Consider the following 17,856-nt stretch of genomic DNA (forward strand, 5'->3'; position numbering starts at 1 on the left):
GCGGGCACACCTCACCCGCCGTCCCGACCAGCTCGCCGGCCGACCTCCCCGCATACGAGACATCCCTCAGAGGCCGAGTGGGACGGGCTGGTCCGGTGTCCCCGCGGTGAGAAGCGCTGTCAACGGTGTGGTGAGGTCGCGGGGCGAGAACAGCTCAGGCCCCGTACTGCCAGCGATCTCCGAAAGCTTCCACCACCGGAACGCGGCCAGGTGTTCCGCAGCGAGTTGGTCGTCTGGCAGCTCGCCGCGGGGCTGAAAGTGGTTCGTGCGGATGAGGAAGTAGTCGTTGACGATGCCGTCGAAGCCCGGCGCCAGGTCGGCGGCCACGACTTCCTGGTGCCAGACGTGCGGTGGGTCGGCGGTGATCGTCAGGCCGGTCTCCTCACGCAGTTCGCGGCGCAGGGCCGTCAACCGATCCTCGCCGGGTTCGATGCCGCCGCCGGGGGCCGCCCAGACGGCCGTCGCCGACGCTGGCACCACCGGGTGAGGAAAGACGAACTGGCAGAGCAGGATGCGGTTGTCCTCATCAAGGATGATCGCGCGGACGGAGTGGCGCAGGTTCGGCGTCACGACATGTCGGACGGTGTCCCCGGGTAGGACTGCGACCTGCATGTCTGCGGCGTGCGCGCGGTGATCGTTCATGCTCGACCTTCTGTGGAGGGTTACCCGTCGGAGCCACCGTGCCACGCCGCCACCGCCGCTCCCAGTTCGGAGAACCGGGATGTGCCACTGTGACAGCGTTTCGCCCACCGTGTTGGAGGTGTGGACCTTGAGCGAGTTGTACCCGCCGATTGAGCCGTACACGACGGGCATGCTCGACGTCGGCGACGGCAACGGCGTGTACTGGGAGGTGTCTGGCAACCCGGAAGGTAAGCCGGCGCTGGTCGTCCACGGCGGGCCCGGTTCGGGGGCCGGTCCTGGCTGGCGCCGGTACTTCGATCCGAAGCGGTACCGGATCGTCCTGTTCGACCAGCGTGGCTGTGGCCACAGCACACCACACGCGAGCGACCCGACGACCGACATGCGGCACAACACCACCTGGCACCTGATCGCCGACATGGAACGGCTGCGTAGGCACCTGGGCATCGACCAGTGGCTGCTCTACGGCGGTTCCTGGGGCTCCACGCTCATCCTGGCCTACGCGCAACAGCACCCGCGGCGGGTGTCCGAGATCGTCATCGCCGCGGTGACCATGACCAGACGCTCGGAGATCGACTGGCTCTATCGGGGCCTCGGCCGGTTCTTTCCTGAGCAGTGGGAACGCTTCCTGGAGGGTGTCCCTGACACGCCACGAAACGGCGACGTCGTGGCTGCCTATGCCAGCCTTATGGAGCACCCCGACGCCGCCGTGCGAAACAAGGCCACGGTTGACTGGTGCGCCTGGGAGGACACGGTGCTGTCCGGAGAGACCGGCGGCGCATCCAACCCGTACGGCGACCGCCCTCCTGCGGCTCGGCTGGCCTTCGTGCGAATTTGTGCGCACTACTTCTCGCACGGCGCATGGCTGGAGGAAGGCGCGCTGCTGCGCGACGCTGGCCGGCTGTCCGGCATCCCCGGTGTCCTCGTCCACGGTCGACTCGACCTGGGTGGGCCGCTACAAACGGCGTGGGAACTGCACCATGCCTGGCCGGACGCGGAGCTGATCGTTGTCGAAGGTGTGGGGCATCTCGGCACCGCCGAAACCCGTGAGCACGTTCTTTGCGCCCTCGACCGGTTCGCGCGATAGGAAGCTCGCGACAGCCGACACCTCCGAGCATCTCGCGGTCGGCGTCCTCCGCGCCGTTTATTGGCTTACCAGTAACGATAATCCAATAAACTACTACCACGAAACGGGCATAACGTACGCGCATCATAATGACAGTTCTTGTGCGTAATGCATCAGGCTGGTGTACCCGCAGCTTGGGCAGTCTGATCCGGTCTGCTCAGGACGACCGCTGGCCCGGTCCCGGCGACCCACCCCGAACGTCCTCGCCAGCGGTGCGCCGGCGGCAGTGCGAGCACCTGGCTTGGGCGCCCAGGCCCCCCCAGCTGCGCACGGAAGCGCTCGGGGGCAAGATCCGCACAACACTGTGTCCCGCGTCCCCGAAACAGCGGTCGCCTCAGCGCTTCGCCAGGCGCTCACCTTCATGCAGGGTGCCGACGAACAGCTGGTCAGCGTCGATTACCTGCGGGGGCTGTTCAGCCAGGCTTGAACCACCTCGTGCGGCGACTTTGACCCTTCGCGACATTGCCGTCGTCAGGTACGCGGCGGCCCGGAACTCCACGACTGAACCGTCCCGACGTTTGCGTCTCTTGCTCTTCGAAATGGTTGGTCCTCTTCGGCATGTCGCTTGCGATTGATCCACCTAGACGGATCGGGCCGATCTGTTGATCCTATTCAGGCTGCGGTGCGGTCCAGCTCGATGACCCCGAACGGGGCGAGCGGCCGCACCCTTTACATCCGGGCGTACGCACCGCGCGCCAGCGCCACCTCGGCGGCCTGGCGCTCGCGCCAACGGCGTTGACTGTCGCGATTGCAGGCGCGGCACGTCCGGCGGTACCGCCCCGTTGATGCGTCGACCTCGCGATCGTGGCCGTTGCGGCACGTCGGGCCCTGCGCTCTCGTGCGGCAGTTCTCGGCGTGACTGACCTGTCGCAGATGCGTGGGTTCGACGCAGTCCTTGACGTTGCAGAGGTGGTCGACTTCCAAGTCGGGGTCATAACCCCCGACGAAGACGGCGTACGCCGCGATGTGTGCCCACGCCCGGCCCGCGACCTTCTGGTAAACGCCGCGCTGGGTGCCGTAGCCGTGGATGATCAGGCAGCCGTCATCCCGTCTGGTCGAGCGCTCGGTGAGATGCTGCCGGAGACTGTCCTCGGTGAAGTGTCGGGACAAACCGTTGACCTGGCTCAGCACACCGTCACCCTATGCCACACACCTCGCCCGTTGGGCCGGACAGGGCTGATGCGGCACTGATCAGCCGCCGAAGCCGGCAACGGTGTACGCGGCGAAGCCGAGCACCGCGAGCACCGTCGCCGCGGCGATCGCTTGCAGACGTACCCGGTTGGTCCGAGCGACCAGCAGGATCAGCGCGACGCCGAGGATCACTTCGATCACCGCGGTTTGCAGGCTGTCGGTTCGGTAGTGCGATCCACGGCCCGGTTGTGCGCTGCGGTTGAACAGCGTGGCCGCCTCGGCGAGCAGGACCGCGCCGGGCATGGCCACGGCGATCGCTCGCAGCCAGGGTTTCCGGTGGCGGCTCAGTCCGCCGGCCCCCCCGAAGAGGGCGCCGGCGAGGACCCCGAAGAACAGCCACGCCATCGTGGTGGGGGACCACAGGTTCCGTGCACTGTCGTTCATCAGGACGACTGCCGCGAGGTAGTACGCCTCCACGGCGACGAGGAGCAGCACGATCCCGGCGAACGCGGACCGCCGCCAGTCGGCGCGGAGCCACGATCCGATGCCGAACGCGCCGACCGCCCAGACGGCGCTTGAATTGGCCAGGTTCGCCCAGGGGTACGGCAGGGTGCGCTGCAGCAACAGGTCCACCACGCCGAGAAGAAGCCCACCGACCAGCACCGTCAGGACGCGGTGCCGGCGCTGCACCTCACGATCAACTGTCGTCACAGGGCGAGGCTGCCACACCGAGCCCCCCCGGGACCTCTGGCTAAGGATGGGTTTCCTGCCACGTCGCATCCGCCATACGGCCGGGTTCGCTCAGCGGCGATGTGCGCCACGCGCGACCGGCGACCTCCTGGTGCACGCGCAGCGTCGTGGAACGACGCCTGACACGCGGGCGTGCCTGCTCGGCGAATGGCCGCGCGCTCCGGCGGTAGCCGGCTGTGCTGTCCACACGCTCAGGGGGACGCGAGGATCAGCTCGGCGACGGCGTCTGGGCGGTCAAGCGGGACGAGATGGCCACTGCGCGCGACGAGCGTTCCCGTCAGCTCGTCGGTGACCGGGGCCAACTGGTGGTGCAGGAGGTCGCCCACCGTGTTGCCGCCGACGGCGAGGGTCGGCACGGTCAGCCGTCCCGCCGCGAGGATCGCTGTCGCGTTCTGCTCCGCCGCCCGGTAGTAGCCGAATCCGCGGCGCAGCGCCTCGCGGCCGGTGTACGCGTGGACGAACGCGTCCCGGATCTCCGGCGGCACGCCCCGGCGCTCGTAGGTCCCCGCCGTGAGGAACCAGTCCAGGTATGCGCCCTCGTGACCTTCCAGCACCGTCTCGGCCAGCCCGGGGGCGGAGTGGAAGCCGAACCACCACGGCGGCTGGGCGAAACCGCCCGGCAGGCCGGGCAGCACAGCCTCCATGAGGACCAGTCGGCGGACGCGGGTCGGGTGCCGCACGCCGAGCAGGAAGGCTGCGGGTACGCCGGCGTCGAGGGCCACCACATCGGCCCGGTCCACTCCGAGCGCGTCGAGTAGCCCGAGCATGTCGTCGGCACCGGTCGCGGCGTCGAAGCCGTCTGCCGCGTCGGCGCTGTCGCCGAGGCCGCGCAGGTCGGGCGCGATGACCCGGCGCTGGCTGGTCAGCAGCGGCAGGACGGGACGCCACACCTGCCAGGTGTGCGGCCAACCGTGCATCAGCAGCACCGGCGGTCCGGCACCGTCCAGCGCCACATTCAACTCGGTGTCATTCGTCGGAATTCGTCGTACTTCCATCTCACCCTCACCGGTTACCATCAGTTACCTACTCAATCATGGAGAGCACCGAATGATCGGACAAGACGGCACTTCACCGACACCTGGTGAGCTGGAGGTAACCGGCGATCTCTTCAGTCCGGCCTGCCCGACGCGGGAGCTGCTCGACCGGATCGGCGATAAGTGGACGTCGATGCTGATCAAGGTGCTCGCTGAAGTCCATCCGGGCGAACTCGGGTTCGCCGAGTTGCGCCGACGGACGCCCGGGGTGTCGCACAAGATGCTCTCGCAGACCTTGCGGAGCCTGCGCCGTGACGGCCTGGTCACCCGCCGTGTGGAGCCGACCGTGCCCCCGCGCGTCTACTACGCGCTCACCGATCTGGGCGTTTCGTTGGACGCCCCGCTGGCAGCGGTACGCGCGTGGGCTGAGCACCACATGGCTGCCGTTGGTCGGGCCCGCCGCCGTCACGACGATCAGTTGTCCGCCGACCTGGCTAACTGAGGTGCGCCCAAGCTGGTAGCCAGACCTCGGTGCCGGCTGCCTGCACCCGCCGGGAGGCGAGGTGGTCGCGAAGTGCGGCCAGCGCGGGGTGCGGGTTGTCGTCGCGCCAGATGAGTGACATGGGATAGATCGGCGACGGGTCGCGCACCGGTACGCGCCGCAGGTCGTAGCTGTCCGGCCACAGGTACCGGGTGCGAACGCCGGCGAGGGTCGCCAGCTCTGCGGAGTCCGCGATCTCGGCCAGCAGGGCCTCGTTGCCGAAGACCGGCCCGACCAGGTCGATGGTAAGGCCGAACGCGGCAGCGAGCTCGTCGTAGTAGTCGGCCCATTCGGTGCCGGGGGCCAGGCCGGGCATCCAGATGCGGTGCTCGGCGAGTTGCGCGGGCGTGACGCTGCGGGCGTTGGCGAGCGCGTGGCGGGGGCCGACGAGCAGTTCGTGGTGCTCGTCGATCACGCGCGTGGTTCTGATCGCGGCGGGCAGGTGACGCGCGGCGACGGTGACGGCGTGGAAGGTGGCGTCCACTGTCCCCGCCTCGACGGCGGCCATCGCGGCGTGCACGTCGGCGTCGAGAGTGACGACGTCCAGTTCGATGTGGGGATGCGCGCGGTGGAAATCCTGCAACAGCACCGCCGGTGCGATCCGTCGGCTGTGCACGTCGACGCGCAGTGCCCGTCGGCCGGGGCGTACGGAGGCGTCGGCGCGCGCCTCGACCCGCAGCAGTTCACGGGCGTGCGGCAGGAAGGTCTGACCGTCGACGGTGAGGTGGGTGCCGCGCGCCGTGCGGGTGAACAGCCGTACCCCGAGGTCCTTCTCCAGAGCGGCGATGCGCTTGGAGACGGCCTGCTGGGTGATCGACAGCGCGGCGGCGGCGTCCTGGAACTGGCCGGCGTCGACGGCGGCGACGAAGGTGCGGACGGCGTCGAGATTCACCCGACAAACCCTACTGACACAACCTCTGGTTGTGCCGCGCCGCTCATCCGGTTGTTTGATACATGGTCACGCGCCTTGCTTTGATCCCCACGGTCAACGTTGAGTTGTTGAGGCGGGAGGGTGGGCGTGTCCGCGAGGCGATCGCTGGGTCGGCGGTTCGGGTGGTTGTGGGCGTCGTACGCGGTCAGCGCCTACGGCTCCGGGCTGGGCTTCGGGGCGTTGCCGTTGATCGCCGTGCTGGTGTTGCAGGCCAGCCCCGCCCAGGTGTCAGTGTTGGCCGCGCTGGGGCCGGCGGTGGGCGCGCTGATCGCGTTGCCGATCGGGCCGTGGGTGGAGTTCCACCGCAAGCGGCGGGTGATGATCGCGATGGACCTGGCCCGGTTCGCGGTCCTGCTGACGATCCCCGTCGCGTACGCGCTGGGCCGGCTCAGCTTCGGGCAGTTGCTGGTCGTCTCGGCCGTGCTCGCCACCGCCAAGATCACCTTCAATGCGGCCAGCGGCGCCTTCCTCAAAGCCCTCGTGCGGCCGGACGACCTCCTGGTGGCGAACGCACGGTTCGAGTCGACGACCTGGAGCTCGATCGCGCTCGGGCCGCCGCTGGGCGGCGCCGCGGTGGGACTCTTCGGGCCGGTCGTCACCGTCGGGGCCGACGCGTTCAGCTACCTGCTCTCCGCGCTGGGCATCACCGCCATTCGTGGCAACGACGACCACCCACGGCGCACCGGCGGCGGCCGGATTCGGGCCGGCGAGCTGCTCGACGGCTGGCGGCACCTGCTCACCCACCCCGGTCTGCGGGCGCTCTACGTCAACCAGTTGCTCGTCAGTGGACTGATCATGGCCACCGAGCCGCTGCTGGCCGTGCTCCTGCTCGGCGAGCTGGGCTTTCCGCCGTGGCAGTACGGCCTCGCCTTCGCCGTGCCCTGCGTCGGCGGGCTGATCGGGTCACGCCTGGCCCGTCGGGTGGTCGCACGCCATGGCCAACACCGGATCATCCGCGCCGTGGGCACGCTGCGCGCGATCTGGCTGATCGGCCTCGCCTTCGTCCAGCCCGGCATGGTCGGTCTCGCCACGGTGATCGCCGTCGAGTTCGCGATCATCATCAGCATGAGCCTGTACAACCCGGTGCTCGCCACCTACCGCCTTCAACAGACTCCGAAGGATCGCATCGTCCGTACCCTCTCTGCCTGGTCGATCGGCAGCAGCGCGGCCATCGCCACCCTCAGCGCGCTCGGTGGGCTGCTCGCGCAGGCCACCAGCCCGCGTACGGCGATCACGGTCGCCGGGCTGGCGATCTTCGCAAGCCCGCTGCTGCTTCCCCGGCGCCCGGACGCCAACAACCGGTACCCCGGGCACCCCGCGGTCTCTGGCGCACCGAGGGTCGCTGCTTGACGCTGGCCGATCCTGGCGCACGAGTGGCGGGCCTGGACCCGCACGCCGCCGTCGTGCTCGGCTCCCACGGCGACGTGCGGATCGGGTCGACACCTCAGGCCCGGCGCACGAGCCACTCCCGGTAGGCGGTGGGCGCGATGACGGCGTCGCCCTTGGCGATCAGGACATCGCCGGGCACGGCGGCGAACATGCCGGCGCTGTCGTCGGTGGTCACGGTGCGCTGGTCGTCGCGGGCGGCGAGGGTGATCCGCCCCAGCTCGGTCAGGGCGAAGACGTCGGGCCCGGCGACGTTGCGGATGCCCTGCAACGGCGCGCCCATGCTCACCTCGGCGACGGCCTGCGCCACGTCGGCGGCGGCCATCGGCTGCACCGGCGTGGCGGGCAGCCGGACGGTGGTGTCATCGGACGTCCAGGACAGGATCGCCTCGACGAACTCGAAGAACTGGGTGACGCGGACGATTGAGTACGGAATGGGACCGGCCTTGAGGATGTCCTCCTGGAGGGCCTTGGCGCGGTAGTAGTCCAGGTCGGGCACCTGGTCGACGCCGACGATGGAGAGGATCACCGCGTGGCCGACGCCCGCGCGAGCGGCGGCGGCCAGCAGGTTGTCCATGGTCGTCTGGAAGAAGGCGAGCGAGGCCTCGTCGAAGGTCGGCGAGTTCGTCAGGTTGACGACGACCTCGGCGCCGGCGAGCCCGTCGGCGAGGCCCTGCCCGGTGAGCAGGTCCACCCCGGTGGACGGCGAGAGCGGCACCGCCTCGTGGCCCGCGGCCTGCAAGATCTTGACGACCTGTGACCCGATGAGACCGGTCCCGCCCAGTACGGCGATCTTCATGCCATGCACCTTCCCGTGACTGTGTGGTCTTTTGTCCGGCTGCCGAAACGCCGCCAAAACTCGGACCTCTTCTGTCCGAGAAATATACTCGGACAGAATGAGTCCGAGTAACGGGGTGGCTAGGGTGACGTCATGAAGATGTCCGGCGGGGTCGAGTGGGCGCTGCACTGCTGCGTGGTGCTCACCACCAGCCACACGCCCGTTCCGGCGGCCAAGCTGGCGGAACTGCACGACGTCTCCGGCAGCTACCTCGCCAAGCAACTCCAGGCGCTGGCCCGCGCCGGTCTGATCCACTCCGTGCAGGGCAAGTCGGGTGGCTACGTGCTGACCCGCGCACCGGAGAGCGTCACCCTGCTCGACGTGGTCCGGGCCGTCGACGGTCCCGGCCCGAGCTTCGTCTGCACCGAGATCCGCCAACGCGGCCCCTTCGCGACCCCGGCCGACGCCTGCACCACGCCGTGCCCCGTCGCCCGAGCGATGTGGGCGGCCGAGGACGCGTGGCGCCAAGCGCTCGCCGCGGTCACCATCGCCGACCTCGCCCGCGACGTCGACGCCACCTCCGGCCCCGAGGCCCTGGTCGGCATCCAGGCCTGGCTGACCGGCGGGGCCGGCTGATCTGGCCACACCGGCCGTGCGCGGTCAGCCGGTGTGGCGTACCTCGGTGTCCCAGATCTGCGCCCACGGACGCCGCAGCCCCCGGCACACGAAGATCGGGCCACCGTTCTCGTCGTTCTCCACCTCGACCCGCTGGTCCACCCGCCCGGCGGGCGCGCACTGCTCGAACCAGGTGTTCAACTGGTCGGGGCGCTCCCAGCCGACGGCGATGACCACGTCCGCGTCGGTGGGCGGCCGGCCGAAGTCGACCATGCTGTTGTGCCCGGAGTACGCCCCGGGCAGCCCACGCGCCGGCCCGAACCGGGCCACCGCACCGGCCTCGCCATAGTTGGCGGTCAGGACGACCGCCCGTGCGCGCTCCTCCGCCGGCAACCCACGATGGACGGCGGCGAGCGAGTCGGCGAACGCCGGCCAGCCAATCGTCTCACCCGCGTCGTAGTTGACGTCGACCACGAAACCGGGCAACCGGTCGGCCGGCAGGACCGGCAACAGCAGCACGACGTTGGGCAGCAGGAACGGCACCACCCCCAGGGCGAGCAACCCGCGACGCCACCACAGCGACCCGCGCGACGCCCAGGCGACGGTGACCACCGCACCGGCGGCGGTGAGGACCAACAACAGCGGCGCGTCGTAGTAACCCTTGCCGCCGGCGACCAGCACGATGCCGACCACCACCAACCAGGCCCAGCCCACCGCCCGGTAGGCCCCCCACGCCGGCCGGCGCAGCAGCGCGACCAGGCCGGCGATCCAGATCGGTACGGCGTACGGGCTGATGATGACGAACTGGAGGGTGAACGCGTCGAGCCGCCCACTGTAGGAGCTGTCACCGTCGGAGATGGACGCGGCCACGCCAAGCTGCGGAAAGCCGTGCGACGCCTGCCAGATCAGGTTCGGCGCGGCCAGCAGCAGGGTGATCCCGGCGGCGGCGAGCACCCACCGGTCGCGCAGCAGTCGACGCGGCCCGGCGATGAGCACCCCGACGACCAGGCCCACTGCCAGCAGCGCCGGCAGCAGCTTGCTGATCATGCCTACCCCGAGCGCCAGCCCGATGCCCAGCGCCCAACGGCTGTCACCGGTGCGCAGCAGCCGCACCGCACACCACGCCGCGACCAACCAGACCAGCAGGTCGACGGTGGTGGTGCTGAGCAGGTGACCACTGGCGAGCACGATGCCGGACAGCGCGGCGAGCACCGCCGCGAAGAGCTGCGCGCCCCGGCCGGCACCCAGTTCCCGGGCGATGGCGGCGACCAGCAGCACCGCGCCGCCGGCCAGCACCGCCGACGGGGTACGCAGCACCACCAGGTTGCCCGGGGCGATCGTGTCGAGCAGCCGAGCCATCGCCGGGACCAGCGGACCCTGGTCGACGTAACCCCAGTCGAGGTGCCGACCGGCGAGCAGGAAATACAACTCGTCACGGTGATAGCCGTAGCGGCCGGCGAGCAGCAGCAGCAGCGTCACGGTGGTGGCGGCGGCCACCACCCATGGGCCGCGGGTGCGCGCGCCGGTCTCCGGTTGCCGCCCCGGCGGTGGTGACTGGGCCGACCCGTGCGGCCGGTCGATGTCGATCGCGGGCTCGCTCACCCGCTCATGATGGCCCTCGCGGTGGCCGGGCGGGTGCCCGTACCGGGCCCTGGCGGCCTCCATGTGCAGGTGGCCCAGCCGAGTGCGAAGATCGGCTTTGTCACTCGGACCGAAAGGACGATATGCGCTATCGCACTCTGGGCAGCACCGGAACCGTGGTGTCCACCCTGTGTCTGGGCACGATGACCTTCGGCGCGGAGACCGACGAGGCCGGCAGCTTCGCCCAACTGGACCGCTTCGTCGAGGCCGGCGGTACCTTCATCGACACCGCTGACGTCTACTCCACCGGTGTCTCGGAGGACATCATCGGGCGTTGGCTGCGCAGCCGACCCGACCTGCGTGACCGCCTGGTGATTGCCACCAAGGGGCGGTTCCCGATGGGCCCGGGGGCGAACGACGCCGGCCTGTCCCGTGTGCACCTCACCCGCGCACTGGACGCCAGCCTGCGCCGGCTCGGCGTCGAGGCCGTCGACCTGTACCAGGCCCACGCCTGGGATCCGCTGACCCCGCTGCCGGAGACGCTGCGGTTCTTCGACGACGCGGTCAGCGCCGGCAAGATCCGCTACGCGGGGGTCAGCAACTTCACCGGCTGGCAGTTGCAGAAGGCCGCGCTGCTCACCCAGCACCTCAACCTCACCCCGATCGTGACCCTGCAACCGCAGTACAACCTGCTGGCCAGGGAGATCGAGTTCGAGTTGGTGCCGGTCTGCGAGAACGAGGGCATCGGCATCCTGCCGTGGTCACCGCTGGGTGGCGGTTGGCTGACCGGCAAGTACCAGCGCGACAGCACGCCCACCGGGGCGACGCGGCTCGGCGAGAACCCGCAGCGCGGCGTCGAGGCGTACGCGGGTCGCAACGCCGAGGAGCGCACCTGGCGGGTGCTCGACGCGGTTCGCCAGGTCGCAGGCGAACAGGACGTTTCCATGTCAGCGGTGGCGCTGGCCTGGCTGGCGGCCCGACCGGCGGTCACGTCGGTGATCCTCGGCGCGCGCACCACCGAGCAGCTCGACGACAACCTGACCGCCGCCGACCTGGTCCTCGACGCCGAGCAGATGCGGCTGCTGGACGAGGCGAGCGCCCCGCCGGTGGGCGACTACCCGTACGGCGGGGCGGGTGTGCGCCAGCGTGGCCGTGACCTACCGACCGACTCATGACGTCGTTTCCTGAACCCACCACCCCGGCCGGCAGCCGCACCGAGGTCTTCCTGAGTTACCTGGACTACTTCCGCGAGTCCATGGTGGCCAAGGTGTCGGCGTTGGCCGAGCCGGAGCTGCGGCATAGCCGGCTGCCGTCCGGGTGGACCCCACTGGAGTTGCTCAAGCACCTGCGCCACGTCGAGCGGCGCTGGATCGAGTGGGGCTTCCAGGGCCGCGACGTCGCCGAGCCGTGGGGCGACCGCCGCGACGACCGCTGGTACGTCGCCCCCGACGAGACGCGCGCGGATCTGGTGGCGGCGCTGCGGGCGCAGGGCGCGCACACCACGGCCGTGGTGACGGCACACGACCTGGCCGAGATCGGTGCGCCGGGCCCACGCTGGAACGGCGCGGACCCGGCGTCGCTGGAGCGGGTGCTGTTCCACCTGGTGCAGGAGTACGCCCGCCACCTGGGCCACCTCGACGTGGTCGCCGAACTCGCCGGAGGCCCGACCGGAGAATGAGCGGCTGATGCCGCTGTTCGCGGTTTCCCTTGATCAATAAGGTCGGCGGTGATCCAGTCGGACGGCGACAGCACCAGATCTTGGACAGTTTCCGTCAGGGCCTGACGGAAACTGTCCAAGATCTGCGCGGAGCGTGGGGGCCGTTGACGCTGGACGGCCGCCGACGGTCCGGGAGGCCGACCGGGCGCTGGGGCTGGTGGATTTCACGCTGTACCCCCACCTCAATCATCCGGAGATGGAGGACACCGAACTGTCCAACATCCAGAGGTGGGCGTCCGGGATCCCGGTCCCGACCTACGCCATCGACGACAACACCGCCATCAAAGTGGTCGATGGCAAGGTCGACGTCATCTCCGAAGGCGACTGGAAACTGATCAACCCCTGACCGGGCGTCCCCTCAGCCGAGCCAGCCCTCGACCTCGACGTGGTCGCCAAACTCGCCGGCGGCCCGACCGGAGAGTGAGGCCGTCGGCTTGATAATGGGCGAATGCCGCTGCTCGTCGCACCCGCCCTGCCCGCCGGTAGCCTCGCCGCCCAGGAGCAACCCCACCTTCCGGTACGTCCCGGGCTGGCGCTGCGGCCGTGGCGCGACGACGACGCCCCGGCCGTCCGGGCTGCCTTCGACTGTCCGGTGATCCAGCGATGGCACGTGCGTCGCCTCGACAGCAACGACGAGGCGCGGGCGTGGACGGCGCAGTGGGCCGGCCGTTGGCGCGACGAGAACGCCGCCAGTTGGGCGGCCGTCGACGCCGACGACCGGCCGGTCGGTCAGGTGGGGTTGCGCGACGTGCTGCTGACCGAGGCGTCAGCGCAGGTGTCGTACTGGGTGGTGCCCGCCGCGCGCGGTCGGGGAATCGCCACCGAGGCGCTGCTCGCCCTGACCCGGTGGGGCTTCACCCGGGCTGGGCTGCACCGGCTGGCCCTGGAGCACTCGACCGGCAACGCGGCGTCCTGCCGGGTGGCTACCCGGGCCAGTTTCGGTGTCGAGGGCGTGGCCCGCGGGTCGGTGCGCCACGCCGACGGCTGGCACGACATGCACCGGCACGCACGCCTGGCGGTGGACTCCGTGTTCAGCGGTCTTCCGCCCAGCCGACGAAACGGGGGGTCAGATCGGGCAGCGCGACGTCCGGGTTGAGTTTGGTGAGGTCGGCGGCGGCTTCCTCCTGGACCTTGGCCAGGTGGACCAACAGGCTCGGCCTATCCCCGCGGTACTCGCCGAGCAGGCGCAGCTTCGCGGCGGAGCACGGCCACAGGATGCCGCAGACCGGGCAGCGCCACGACGGCCGCAGCGGGGAGTGTTTCGGGCGCTCGGGCATCAGCCCACCGCCACGGTTACGTGTCGCCGGCCCGGCGCGGGCAGACGGGAATGCACCCGCACACCGTCGCGCATCACGAACAACTCGCGGCGGGCGACGGCTTCGCCCCTCCTGCTCAGCTCGTACGCGTCGAGCCAGAGCCATCCGTGGTAGGTGTGCCGGTCGGTCAGCTCGCGGATGACCCGGGCAACGATCGGCTTGCTGAATTGAACGCTCGCCGCGGTGGTCAACAGGACCACGTCCCCGGCCCGGAAAGCGCCCGGTATCTCGTTCTGCACCGCTTCCTCCTTCTCGTAGCACCGTCTACACCGCACTTTGCCGGGGGTCGCTGGACCAACACACAGCGTTACGTAATCTCTTGTGGGCAGCTGATTTGCTCCAAGGGAGGACGGCATGAACCACGCCTTTGTCGCAGCGCTGGCCGCGGCGGGTCACACCGCCGAGAGCCTGGCAGGTCAGCTCGGCGTGCACCCGAAGACCGTCGCCAGGTGGGCGAACCCGGGGCACATTCCTCAGAGCCGACACCGGGCGACCGTCGCGGGGTTGCTGGCGAAAGACGCCGACGCGCTGTGGCCGGATGTGGTCCGTCGTCGTGAACCGGTGTGGTTCCGGCCGTGGGTCGACCTGGAACGCGAGGCGGTGACGCTGCGGTCGTTCCAACTCGCCTGGGTGCCCGGGCTGCTGCAGACCGAGGCGTACGCCAGAGCGACCCTGGCCGGTGGGGTGCTGTCATCGGAGGCGGTCGCCGAGTTCGCCGAGGCGCGCATCAACCGGCAGGCGATTCTCGGCCGCAGCGGTGGACCACTGCTGATCGCCGTGCTCGACGAGGGAGTGCTGAGGCGGCGCGTCGGCGACGACCGCGCGTTGATGGCGGCGCAACTCGCGCGCCTGGTCGGCTACGCCGAGACGGGCACCATCCAACTGCACATCGTCCCAGCGGACGCACCCGGCTATCCCGGGCTCGACGGACCGTTCACGATCGCCGACATGCCGGACGGGTCCAGGGTCGCGCACGTCGACAGCGCGGCACGGGCACAGATCCTGGACCAAACCTCGGATCTTGTTAACCTGGAACGACGGTGGGAACGTATTCGCGGAGAGGCCCTGCCCCGAGGGCGTTCCTTGGAACTTCTCAGAGAAGCGGCGGCATCATGGACATGACCGGTGCGCGGTGGCGGAAGAGCACGAAGAGCGGCGGCAACGGTGGTGACTGTGTCGAGGTCGCCGACAACCTGCCGGGCGTGGTCCTCGTTCGTGACACCAAGGACCGCGACGGCGGCACGCTGATGTTCAGCCCGCAGTCGTGGCGTGGCTTTGTCGCGATGGCACGCGACGCCCGCTGACCGACCACATCGCACAAAGGCTTCCGGTGTTGACCGGGAGCCTTTCGCGTGCCCCGGTCACCGCGCACGATCCGATCAGCGGAGCGCGGCGGGCTCGGCCGGTTGCGGTTGCCCGGTCGCCGGCCAGGTGAGGCGGCGTACTCCGGGGACGAGCGCGGTGCCCGCGCAGGAGGCGAGGACCAGCAGGCCCGCGATGGCCAGCGGGACGGGCGCGCCGAACGCGTCGGCGGCCAACGGCGCCAACGCGTAGCCCAGCGGCATGGCGCCCAGCGACACCAGCCAGTCGTACGAGGTGACCCGGGCCAGCACCTCCGGCGGGAAGTGGTGCTGCACGACGGTCTCCCACACCGGGTTGAGGTAGCCCAGGGCGGTCAGCGCCACCGCGTACGCGGCGATCACCATGGGGGCGGGCGCGGCGACGGCGAGCAGGAACAGCGGCGCGGCGTAGCAGGCCAGCCCGAGGTTGGCCAGCAATACCGGCCGGCGCAGCCGGACCCGCCCGGCCAGCACAGAGCCGGCGAGCATGCCGATCGCGCCGGCCTGCAACAGCAGCACCCAGGTCGTCTCGCCGCCGAGTTGGTCGATCGCGACGGCCGGCCCGAGGGTCATCAGCACGGCGGCGGCGCCGTTCCACACGCCGTGCCCGAGCAGGCTGGTCCAGAACCAGTCGCGGGCGCGTACCTCGCCGAAGCCGTGCCGCAGGTCGGCGAGGACGGAACGGCGGGGCACCGGCACGTGCCGGACCCGCACCAGCGCGAGCAGCGAGGCGCTGAGCGCGAACGACGCACCGTCCAGGATGAACGCCCAGCCGGGGCCGGCGGCCCAGATCAGCGCGCCGGCCAGCGCCGGTCCGGCGAGGCGGCTGGTGTTGGCGGTGATTCCCATCAGGGCGTTGGCCCGCTGCCGGTCGGCCGGTTCGACGGTGCCGGCGACCAGCGGAGAGGCGGTCGGAATGGCGAACGCCGAGGCGGTCCCGCCGAGCGCGGACGCCATCACCACGGTGGTCAGCGACGGATCGCCGCCGAGCAGTTCGACGCCGACCGCGACCTGGGTCACGCAGCGCACCAGGTCGGCCAGCAGGGCGACCCGGCGGGCGTCGAACCGGTCGGCCACGACACCTCCGAACGGCAGCAGGAGCAGCCGGGGGACGACCGCGGCGGCGAGGACGACGGCCAGCGCGCCGGTGGAGCCGGTGGCGCGCAGCACGGCCAGGGCCAGCGCGGCCGGCACCACCGCGTCGCCGATGGCGGAGATGCCGCGACCCAGGAACAGCAGCCGGAAGGAGGGGTTGCGCAGTGGGTGAGCCATGATCGCGAGCTTAGTTCGACGTCTAATATTTCGACAACGAATATTTCGGCGTTGAGGTAAGCTGGTGCGGTGAGCGCCACCCCGGACGCCGTCGACCAGCACATCGAGCGCTGGCTGCCCGTCGTGCCCGACCTCGACGCGGACGTCGAGGGGGCGGTGACCAGGATGATCCGGCTGACCCGGCACCTGCGGTCGGTCAAGGAGCGGGTCCTGGTCGACCTCGACCTACCGGCCCACGAGTACGACACCCTGCACGCCCTGGCCGGCCGCCGGGGCCGGGCCGCGCCCTCGGACCTCGCCGCCGACCTCGCGATGGCCCCCGCCTCGATCACGGCACGGGTGGACGCGCTGCTGCGGCGGGGCTTCGTGCGCCGAATCCCGTCCACTGTCGACCGCCGACGGGTCGATGTGGAGCTCACCGAGGCGGGTCAGGCCGCGTGGCGCGGGGCGATGGAGGTTCAGGGCGCGGAGGAGCACCGCCTGCTCGGCGCGCTCACCGCGACCGAACGGCGACACCTCTCCGACCTGCTGCGTCGGGTGCTTCTCGTCGCCGAGCAGCCGCAGGCCGACTGAGCGGGCCGGAAAATCGCCTGGCGTCCCGCGTACCGCCGATGGAAGGGTGACCGGCGTGACTACCCATGCTCTGGCTGGTGCCCTGGCCGACGACGGACGGCGACGGATCTTCGCGGCGATCGTGCTGGGCGCGACCAGCGCGACCGAGGTCGCGCAGCGCGTCGGACTGTCGGCGCGGGTGGTGCTCACCGGGGTCCGCCGGCTCGCCGACGCGGGCCTTGTCGTCGGCGCGGACGGTGCGCTCGCGGCCGACGAGGCGTCGCTACGGGCGGCAGCACGCGACAACCGGCCGCCCGACGACGCCGGGCCCGCCACCGATCCGGTGCTGCGGACTTTTCTGCGCGCGGGTGTCCTGGTGAGCCTGCCGGCGCAGCCGAGCCGGCGGAGGGTTCTGCTCCGGCACATCGCCGAGCAGTCGTTCGAGCCGGGCACCCACTACCCGGAGCGGGCTGTCGACGACGCGCTCAAGCCCTGGTGCGCTGCGGGCGGATCGGATCACGCGACGCTGCGCCGGTATCTGATCGACGAACAGTTGCTCACCCGCGAGCGCGGCATCTACCAGCGACTCTGATCGTCCGCTTCGCGAACCGTCTGGCCGTCGTCGTGACGCTGACCGGATAAATCCGTTGACCGGGCGGTAATGATCAACAGGTGACCATTACCGCCCGACCAACGTGGGTGACCACCGCTGTCCGACCCGACCAGCCCGACGCCGTGTCGCTGCTGCGCGAGTACATGACCGAGATGGTGGTTCGCTACCACCGCCGACCTGCCCTGCCCGGCGAGGTCGACGCGGCCCTGGCCGAGCTGCCCAGCGATGACCTGACCGCGCCGAGCGGGCTGCTCCTGCTCGCCCACCACGGCGACGCCCTGGCCGGCTGCGCCGGGCTGCGCTGGCAACCGGGCTGGGCCGAGCTGACCCGGGTGTTCGTCCGGCCCGAGCATCGCGGTGCCGGTGGGGGCAGCGCACTGCTGGCCGCCGTCGAGGAACGCGCCCGCGCGGCCGGGGCGGACCGGATTCGCCTCGACACCCGCAACGACCTGGTCGAAGCCCGAGCCCTGTACGCCCGGCACGACTACCTGGAGATCCCGGCGTACTCGCAGGGCCCCTACGCCGAGCACTGGTTTGAGAAGCGGCTGCGGTGAGCAGTTGACGTCGGCACCGGGACGCGCTAAATAAGAAGAG

General features: G+C 70.5%; 24 protein-coding genes. 13 read left to right on the forward strand and 11 right to left on the reverse strand.

The window, feature by feature from the left end:
* Positions 1–66: 66 nt before the first annotated feature.
* Positions 67–642, reverse strand: coding sequence for an NUDIX domain-containing protein (locus tag DLJ59_RS06405; RefSeq protein WP_279635728.1), 576 nt, complete (start codon positions 640–642; stop codon positions 67–69).
* A 127-nt stretch (positions 643–769) separates the two neighbouring features.
* Here DLJ59_RS06405 and pip point away from each other — a divergent pair, with 127 nt between their 5' ends.
* Positions 770–1,726, forward strand: a complete 957-nt coding sequence (gene pip / locus DLJ59_RS06410; protein ID WP_244235855.1) for a prolyl aminopeptidase — start codon at positions 770–772, stop codon at positions 1,724–1,726.
* Positions 1,727–2,099: 373 nt separating this feature from the next.
* Here the strand turns inward: pip and DLJ59_RS36250 are convergent, their stop codons facing one another.
* From DLJ59_RS36250 to DLJ59_RS06425, 4 genes are all read right to left on the reverse strand, one after another.
* Positions 2,100–2,264 (reverse strand): hypothetical protein, encoded by a 165-nt coding sequence (locus tag DLJ59_RS36250; protein ID WP_158630792.1) that lies wholly within the window; start codon positions 2,262–2,264, stop codon positions 2,100–2,102.
* 170 nt (positions 2,265–2,434) lie between these two features.
* Positions 2,435–2,896 (reverse strand): HNH endonuclease, encoded by a 462-nt coding sequence (locus DLJ59_RS06415; RefSeq protein ID WP_124771581.1) that lies wholly within the window; start codon positions 2,894–2,896, stop codon positions 2,435–2,437.
* Between the two features lie 60 nt (positions 2,897–2,956).
* Positions 2,957–3,607 carry a DUF6518 family protein gene (locus DLJ59_RS06420; RefSeq protein WP_124771582.1) on the reverse strand — a complete coding sequence of 217 codons (651 nt, stop codon included), beginning with the start codon at positions 3,605–3,607 and terminating at the stop codon, positions 2,957–2,959.
* A gap of 230 nt (positions 3,608–3,837) precedes the next feature.
* On the reverse strand, positions 3,838–4,641 hold the full coding sequence (locus DLJ59_RS06425) for an alpha/beta fold hydrolase (protein ID WP_244235856.1): 804 nt from the start codon (positions 4,639–4,641) through the stop codon (positions 3,838–3,840).
* A 52-nt stretch (positions 4,642–4,693) separates the two neighbouring features.
* Here DLJ59_RS06425 and DLJ59_RS06430 point away from each other — a divergent pair, with 52 nt between their 5' ends.
* Positions 4,694–5,122 carry a winged helix-turn-helix transcriptional regulator gene (locus tag DLJ59_RS06430; RefSeq protein ID WP_124771584.1) on the forward strand — a complete coding sequence of 143 codons (429 nt, stop codon included), beginning with the start codon at positions 4,694–4,696 and terminating at the stop codon, positions 5,120–5,122.
* On the opposite strand, the gene DLJ59_RS06435 is transcribed toward DLJ59_RS06430, so the two are convergent.
* Positions 5,115–6,053 (reverse strand): LysR family transcriptional regulator, encoded by a 939-nt coding sequence (locus DLJ59_RS06435; protein ID WP_124771585.1) that lies wholly within the window; start codon positions 6,051–6,053, stop codon positions 5,115–5,117. The two genes, DLJ59_RS06430 and DLJ59_RS06435, sit on opposite strands and share 8 nt — an antisense overlap.
* Before the next feature lie 126 nt (positions 6,054–6,179).
* Here DLJ59_RS06435 and DLJ59_RS06440 point away from each other — a divergent pair, with 126 nt between their 5' ends.
* Positions 6,180–7,442, forward strand: coding sequence for an MFS transporter (locus tag DLJ59_RS06440; RefSeq protein WP_124771586.1), 1,263 nt, complete (start codon positions 6,180–6,182; stop codon positions 7,440–7,442).
* A 94-nt stretch (positions 7,443–7,536) separates the two neighbouring features.
* Here the strand turns inward: DLJ59_RS06440 and DLJ59_RS06445 are convergent, their stop codons facing one another.
* Positions 7,537–8,277: an SDR family oxidoreductase gene (locus tag DLJ59_RS06445; protein WP_124771587.1), complete on the reverse strand. Its 741-nt coding sequence runs from the start codon at positions 8,275–8,277 to the stop codon at positions 7,537–7,539.
* Positions 8,278–8,409: 132 nt separating this feature from the next.
* Here DLJ59_RS06445 and DLJ59_RS06450 point away from each other — a divergent pair, with 132 nt between their 5' ends.
* Positions 8,410–8,892 carry an RrF2 family transcriptional regulator gene (locus DLJ59_RS06450; protein WP_208648569.1) on the forward strand — a complete coding sequence of 161 codons (483 nt, stop codon included), beginning with the start codon at positions 8,410–8,412 and terminating at the stop codon, positions 8,890–8,892.
* A 24-nt stretch (positions 8,893–8,916) separates the two neighbouring features.
* On the opposite strand, the gene DLJ59_RS06455 is transcribed toward DLJ59_RS06450, so the two are convergent.
* Positions 8,917–10,473 (reverse strand): ArnT family glycosyltransferase, encoded by a 1,557-nt coding sequence (locus DLJ59_RS06455; RefSeq protein ID WP_244235857.1) that lies wholly within the window; start codon positions 10,471–10,473, stop codon positions 8,917–8,919.
* A 122-nt stretch (positions 10,474–10,595) separates the two neighbouring features.
* On the opposite strand from DLJ59_RS06455, the gene DLJ59_RS06460 reads away from it, so the two are divergent.
* The 4 genes from DLJ59_RS06460 (at position 10,596) to DLJ59_RS06475 (ending at position 13,265) form a co-directional block, all read left to right on the forward strand.
* Complete coding sequence (locus tag DLJ59_RS06460) at positions 10,596–11,627, forward strand: aldo/keto reductase (RefSeq protein ID WP_124771589.1); 1,032 nt, start codon at positions 10,596–10,598, stop codon at positions 11,625–11,627.
* Complete coding sequence (locus DLJ59_RS06465; protein WP_124771590.1) at positions 11,624–12,130, forward strand: DinB family protein; 507 nt, start codon at positions 11,624–11,626, stop codon at positions 12,128–12,130. Before DLJ59_RS06460 ends, DLJ59_RS06465 begins: the two co-directional genes overlap by 4 nt.
* Before the next feature lie 133 nt (positions 12,131–12,263).
* Entirely contained in the window at positions 12,264–12,515 is a 252-nt protein-coding gene (locus tag DLJ59_RS06470) for a Type 1 glutamine amidotransferase-like domain-containing protein (protein WP_244235858.1), read from the forward strand.
* A 102-nt stretch (positions 12,516–12,617) separates the two neighbouring features.
* On the forward strand, positions 12,618–13,265 hold the full coding sequence (locus tag DLJ59_RS06475) for a GNAT family N-acetyltransferase (RefSeq protein WP_124771591.1): 648 nt from the start codon (positions 12,618–12,620) through the stop codon (positions 13,263–13,265).
* Here the strand turns inward: DLJ59_RS06475 and DLJ59_RS06480 are convergent.
* The gene (locus tag DLJ59_RS06480) at positions 13,201–13,446 is read right to left on the reverse strand and encodes a flavin reductase (RefSeq protein WP_124771592.1); all 246 of its coding nucleotides are present in this window, start codon (positions 13,444–13,446) and stop codon (positions 13,201–13,203) included. The genes DLJ59_RS06475 and DLJ59_RS06480 overlap by 65 nt on opposite strands.
* Entirely contained in the window at positions 13,446–13,724 is a 279-nt protein-coding gene (locus DLJ59_RS06485) for a hypothetical protein (RefSeq protein WP_244235859.1), read from the reverse strand. The genes DLJ59_RS06480 and DLJ59_RS06485 overlap by 1 nt, the downstream gene beginning before the upstream one ends.
* Positions 13,725–13,839: 115 nt before the next feature.
* Here DLJ59_RS06485 and DLJ59_RS06490 point away from each other — a divergent pair, with 115 nt between their 5' ends.
* Both DLJ59_RS06490 and DLJ59_RS06495 read left to right on the forward strand, forming a co-directional pair.
* Positions 13,840–14,607 (forward strand): DUF5753 domain-containing protein, encoded by a 768-nt coding sequence (locus tag DLJ59_RS06490; RefSeq protein ID WP_124771593.1) that lies wholly within the window; start codon positions 13,840–13,842, stop codon positions 14,605–14,607.
* Complete coding sequence (locus DLJ59_RS06495) at positions 14,598–14,789, forward strand: DUF397 domain-containing protein (RefSeq protein WP_124771594.1); 192 nt, start codon at positions 14,598–14,600, stop codon at positions 14,787–14,789. Before DLJ59_RS06490 ends, DLJ59_RS06495 begins: the two co-directional genes overlap by 10 nt.
* Positions 14,790–14,864: 75 nt before the next feature.
* Here DLJ59_RS06495 and DLJ59_RS06500 read toward each other — a convergent pair whose 3' ends face one another.
* Positions 14,865–16,097 carry an MFS transporter gene (locus tag DLJ59_RS06500; RefSeq protein ID WP_124771595.1) on the reverse strand — a complete coding sequence of 411 codons (1,233 nt, stop codon included), beginning with the start codon at positions 16,095–16,097 and terminating at the stop codon, positions 14,865–14,867.
* 69 nt (positions 16,098–16,166) lie between these two features.
* Between DLJ59_RS06500 and DLJ59_RS06505 the strand changes: the two genes are divergently transcribed.
* The 3 genes from DLJ59_RS06505 (at position 16,167) to DLJ59_RS06515 (ending at position 17,816) form a co-directional block, all read left to right on the forward strand.
* Positions 16,167–16,670: a MarR family winged helix-turn-helix transcriptional regulator gene (locus tag DLJ59_RS06505; protein WP_208648570.1), complete on the forward strand. Its 504-nt coding sequence runs from the start codon at positions 16,167–16,169 to the stop codon at positions 16,668–16,670.
* A 55-nt stretch (positions 16,671–16,725) separates the two neighbouring features.
* Entirely contained in the window at positions 16,726–17,241 is a 516-nt protein-coding gene (locus DLJ59_RS06510; RefSeq protein WP_124771596.1) for a DUF2087 domain-containing protein, read from the forward strand.
* Positions 17,242–17,321: 80 nt separating this feature from the next.
* The gene (locus DLJ59_RS06515) at positions 17,322–17,816 is read left to right on the forward strand and encodes a GNAT family N-acetyltransferase (protein ID WP_244235860.1); all 495 of its coding nucleotides are present in this window, start codon (positions 17,322–17,324) and stop codon (positions 17,814–17,816) included.
* Positions 17,817–17,856: the final 40 nt, after the last annotated feature.

This window comes from Micromonospora inaquosa (assembly GCF_003857055.1).
Lineage (GTDB): Bacteria > Actinomycetota > Actinomycetes > Mycobacteriales > Micromonosporaceae > Micromonospora > Micromonospora inaquosa.

Coding starts and splice junctions, on each gene's coding strand:
- DLJ59_RS06465 (WP_124771590.1), top strand. CDS start 11,624: ATGACGTCGTTTCCTGAACCCACCACCCCGGCCGGCAGCCGCACCGAG.
- DLJ59_RS06450 (WP_208648569.1), top strand. CDS start 8,410: ATGAAGATGTCCGGCGGGGTCGAGTGGGCGCTGCACTGCTGCGTGGTG.
- DLJ59_RS06480 (WP_124771592.1), bottom strand. CDS start 13,446: ATGCCCGAGCGCCCGAAACACTCCCCGCTGCGGCCGTCGTGGCGCTGC.
- DLJ59_RS06430 (WP_124771584.1), top strand. CDS start 4,694: ATGATCGGACAAGACGGCACTTCACCGACACCTGGTGAGCTGGAGGTA.
- DLJ59_RS06490 (WP_124771593.1), top strand. CDS start 13,840: ATGAACCACGCCTTTGTCGCAGCGCTGGCCGCGGCGGGTCACACCGCC.
- DLJ59_RS06405 (WP_279635728.1), bottom strand. CDS start 642: ATGAACGATCACCGCGCGCACGCCGCAGACATGCAGGTCGCAGTCCTA.
- DLJ59_RS06425 (WP_244235856.1), bottom strand. CDS start 4,641: ATGGAAGTACGACGAATTCCGACGAATGACACCGAGTTGAATGTGGCG.
- DLJ59_RS06460 (WP_124771589.1), top strand. CDS start 10,596: ATGCGCTATCGCACTCTGGGCAGCACCGGAACCGTGGTGTCCACCCTG.
- DLJ59_RS06495 (WP_124771594.1), top strand. CDS start 14,598: ATGGACATGACCGGTGCGCGGTGGCGGAAGAGCACGAAGAGCGGCGGC.
- DLJ59_RS06500 (WP_124771595.1), bottom strand. CDS start 16,097: ATGGCTCACCCACTGCGCAACCCCTCCTTCCGGCTGCTGTTCCTGGGT.
- DLJ59_RS06445 (WP_124771587.1), bottom strand. CDS start 8,277: ATGAAGATCGCCGTACTGGGCGGGACCGGTCTCATCGGGTCACAGGTC.
- DLJ59_RS06475 (WP_124771591.1), top strand. CDS start 12,618: ATGCCGCTGCTCGTCGCACCCGCCCTGCCCGCCGGTAGCCTCGCCGCC.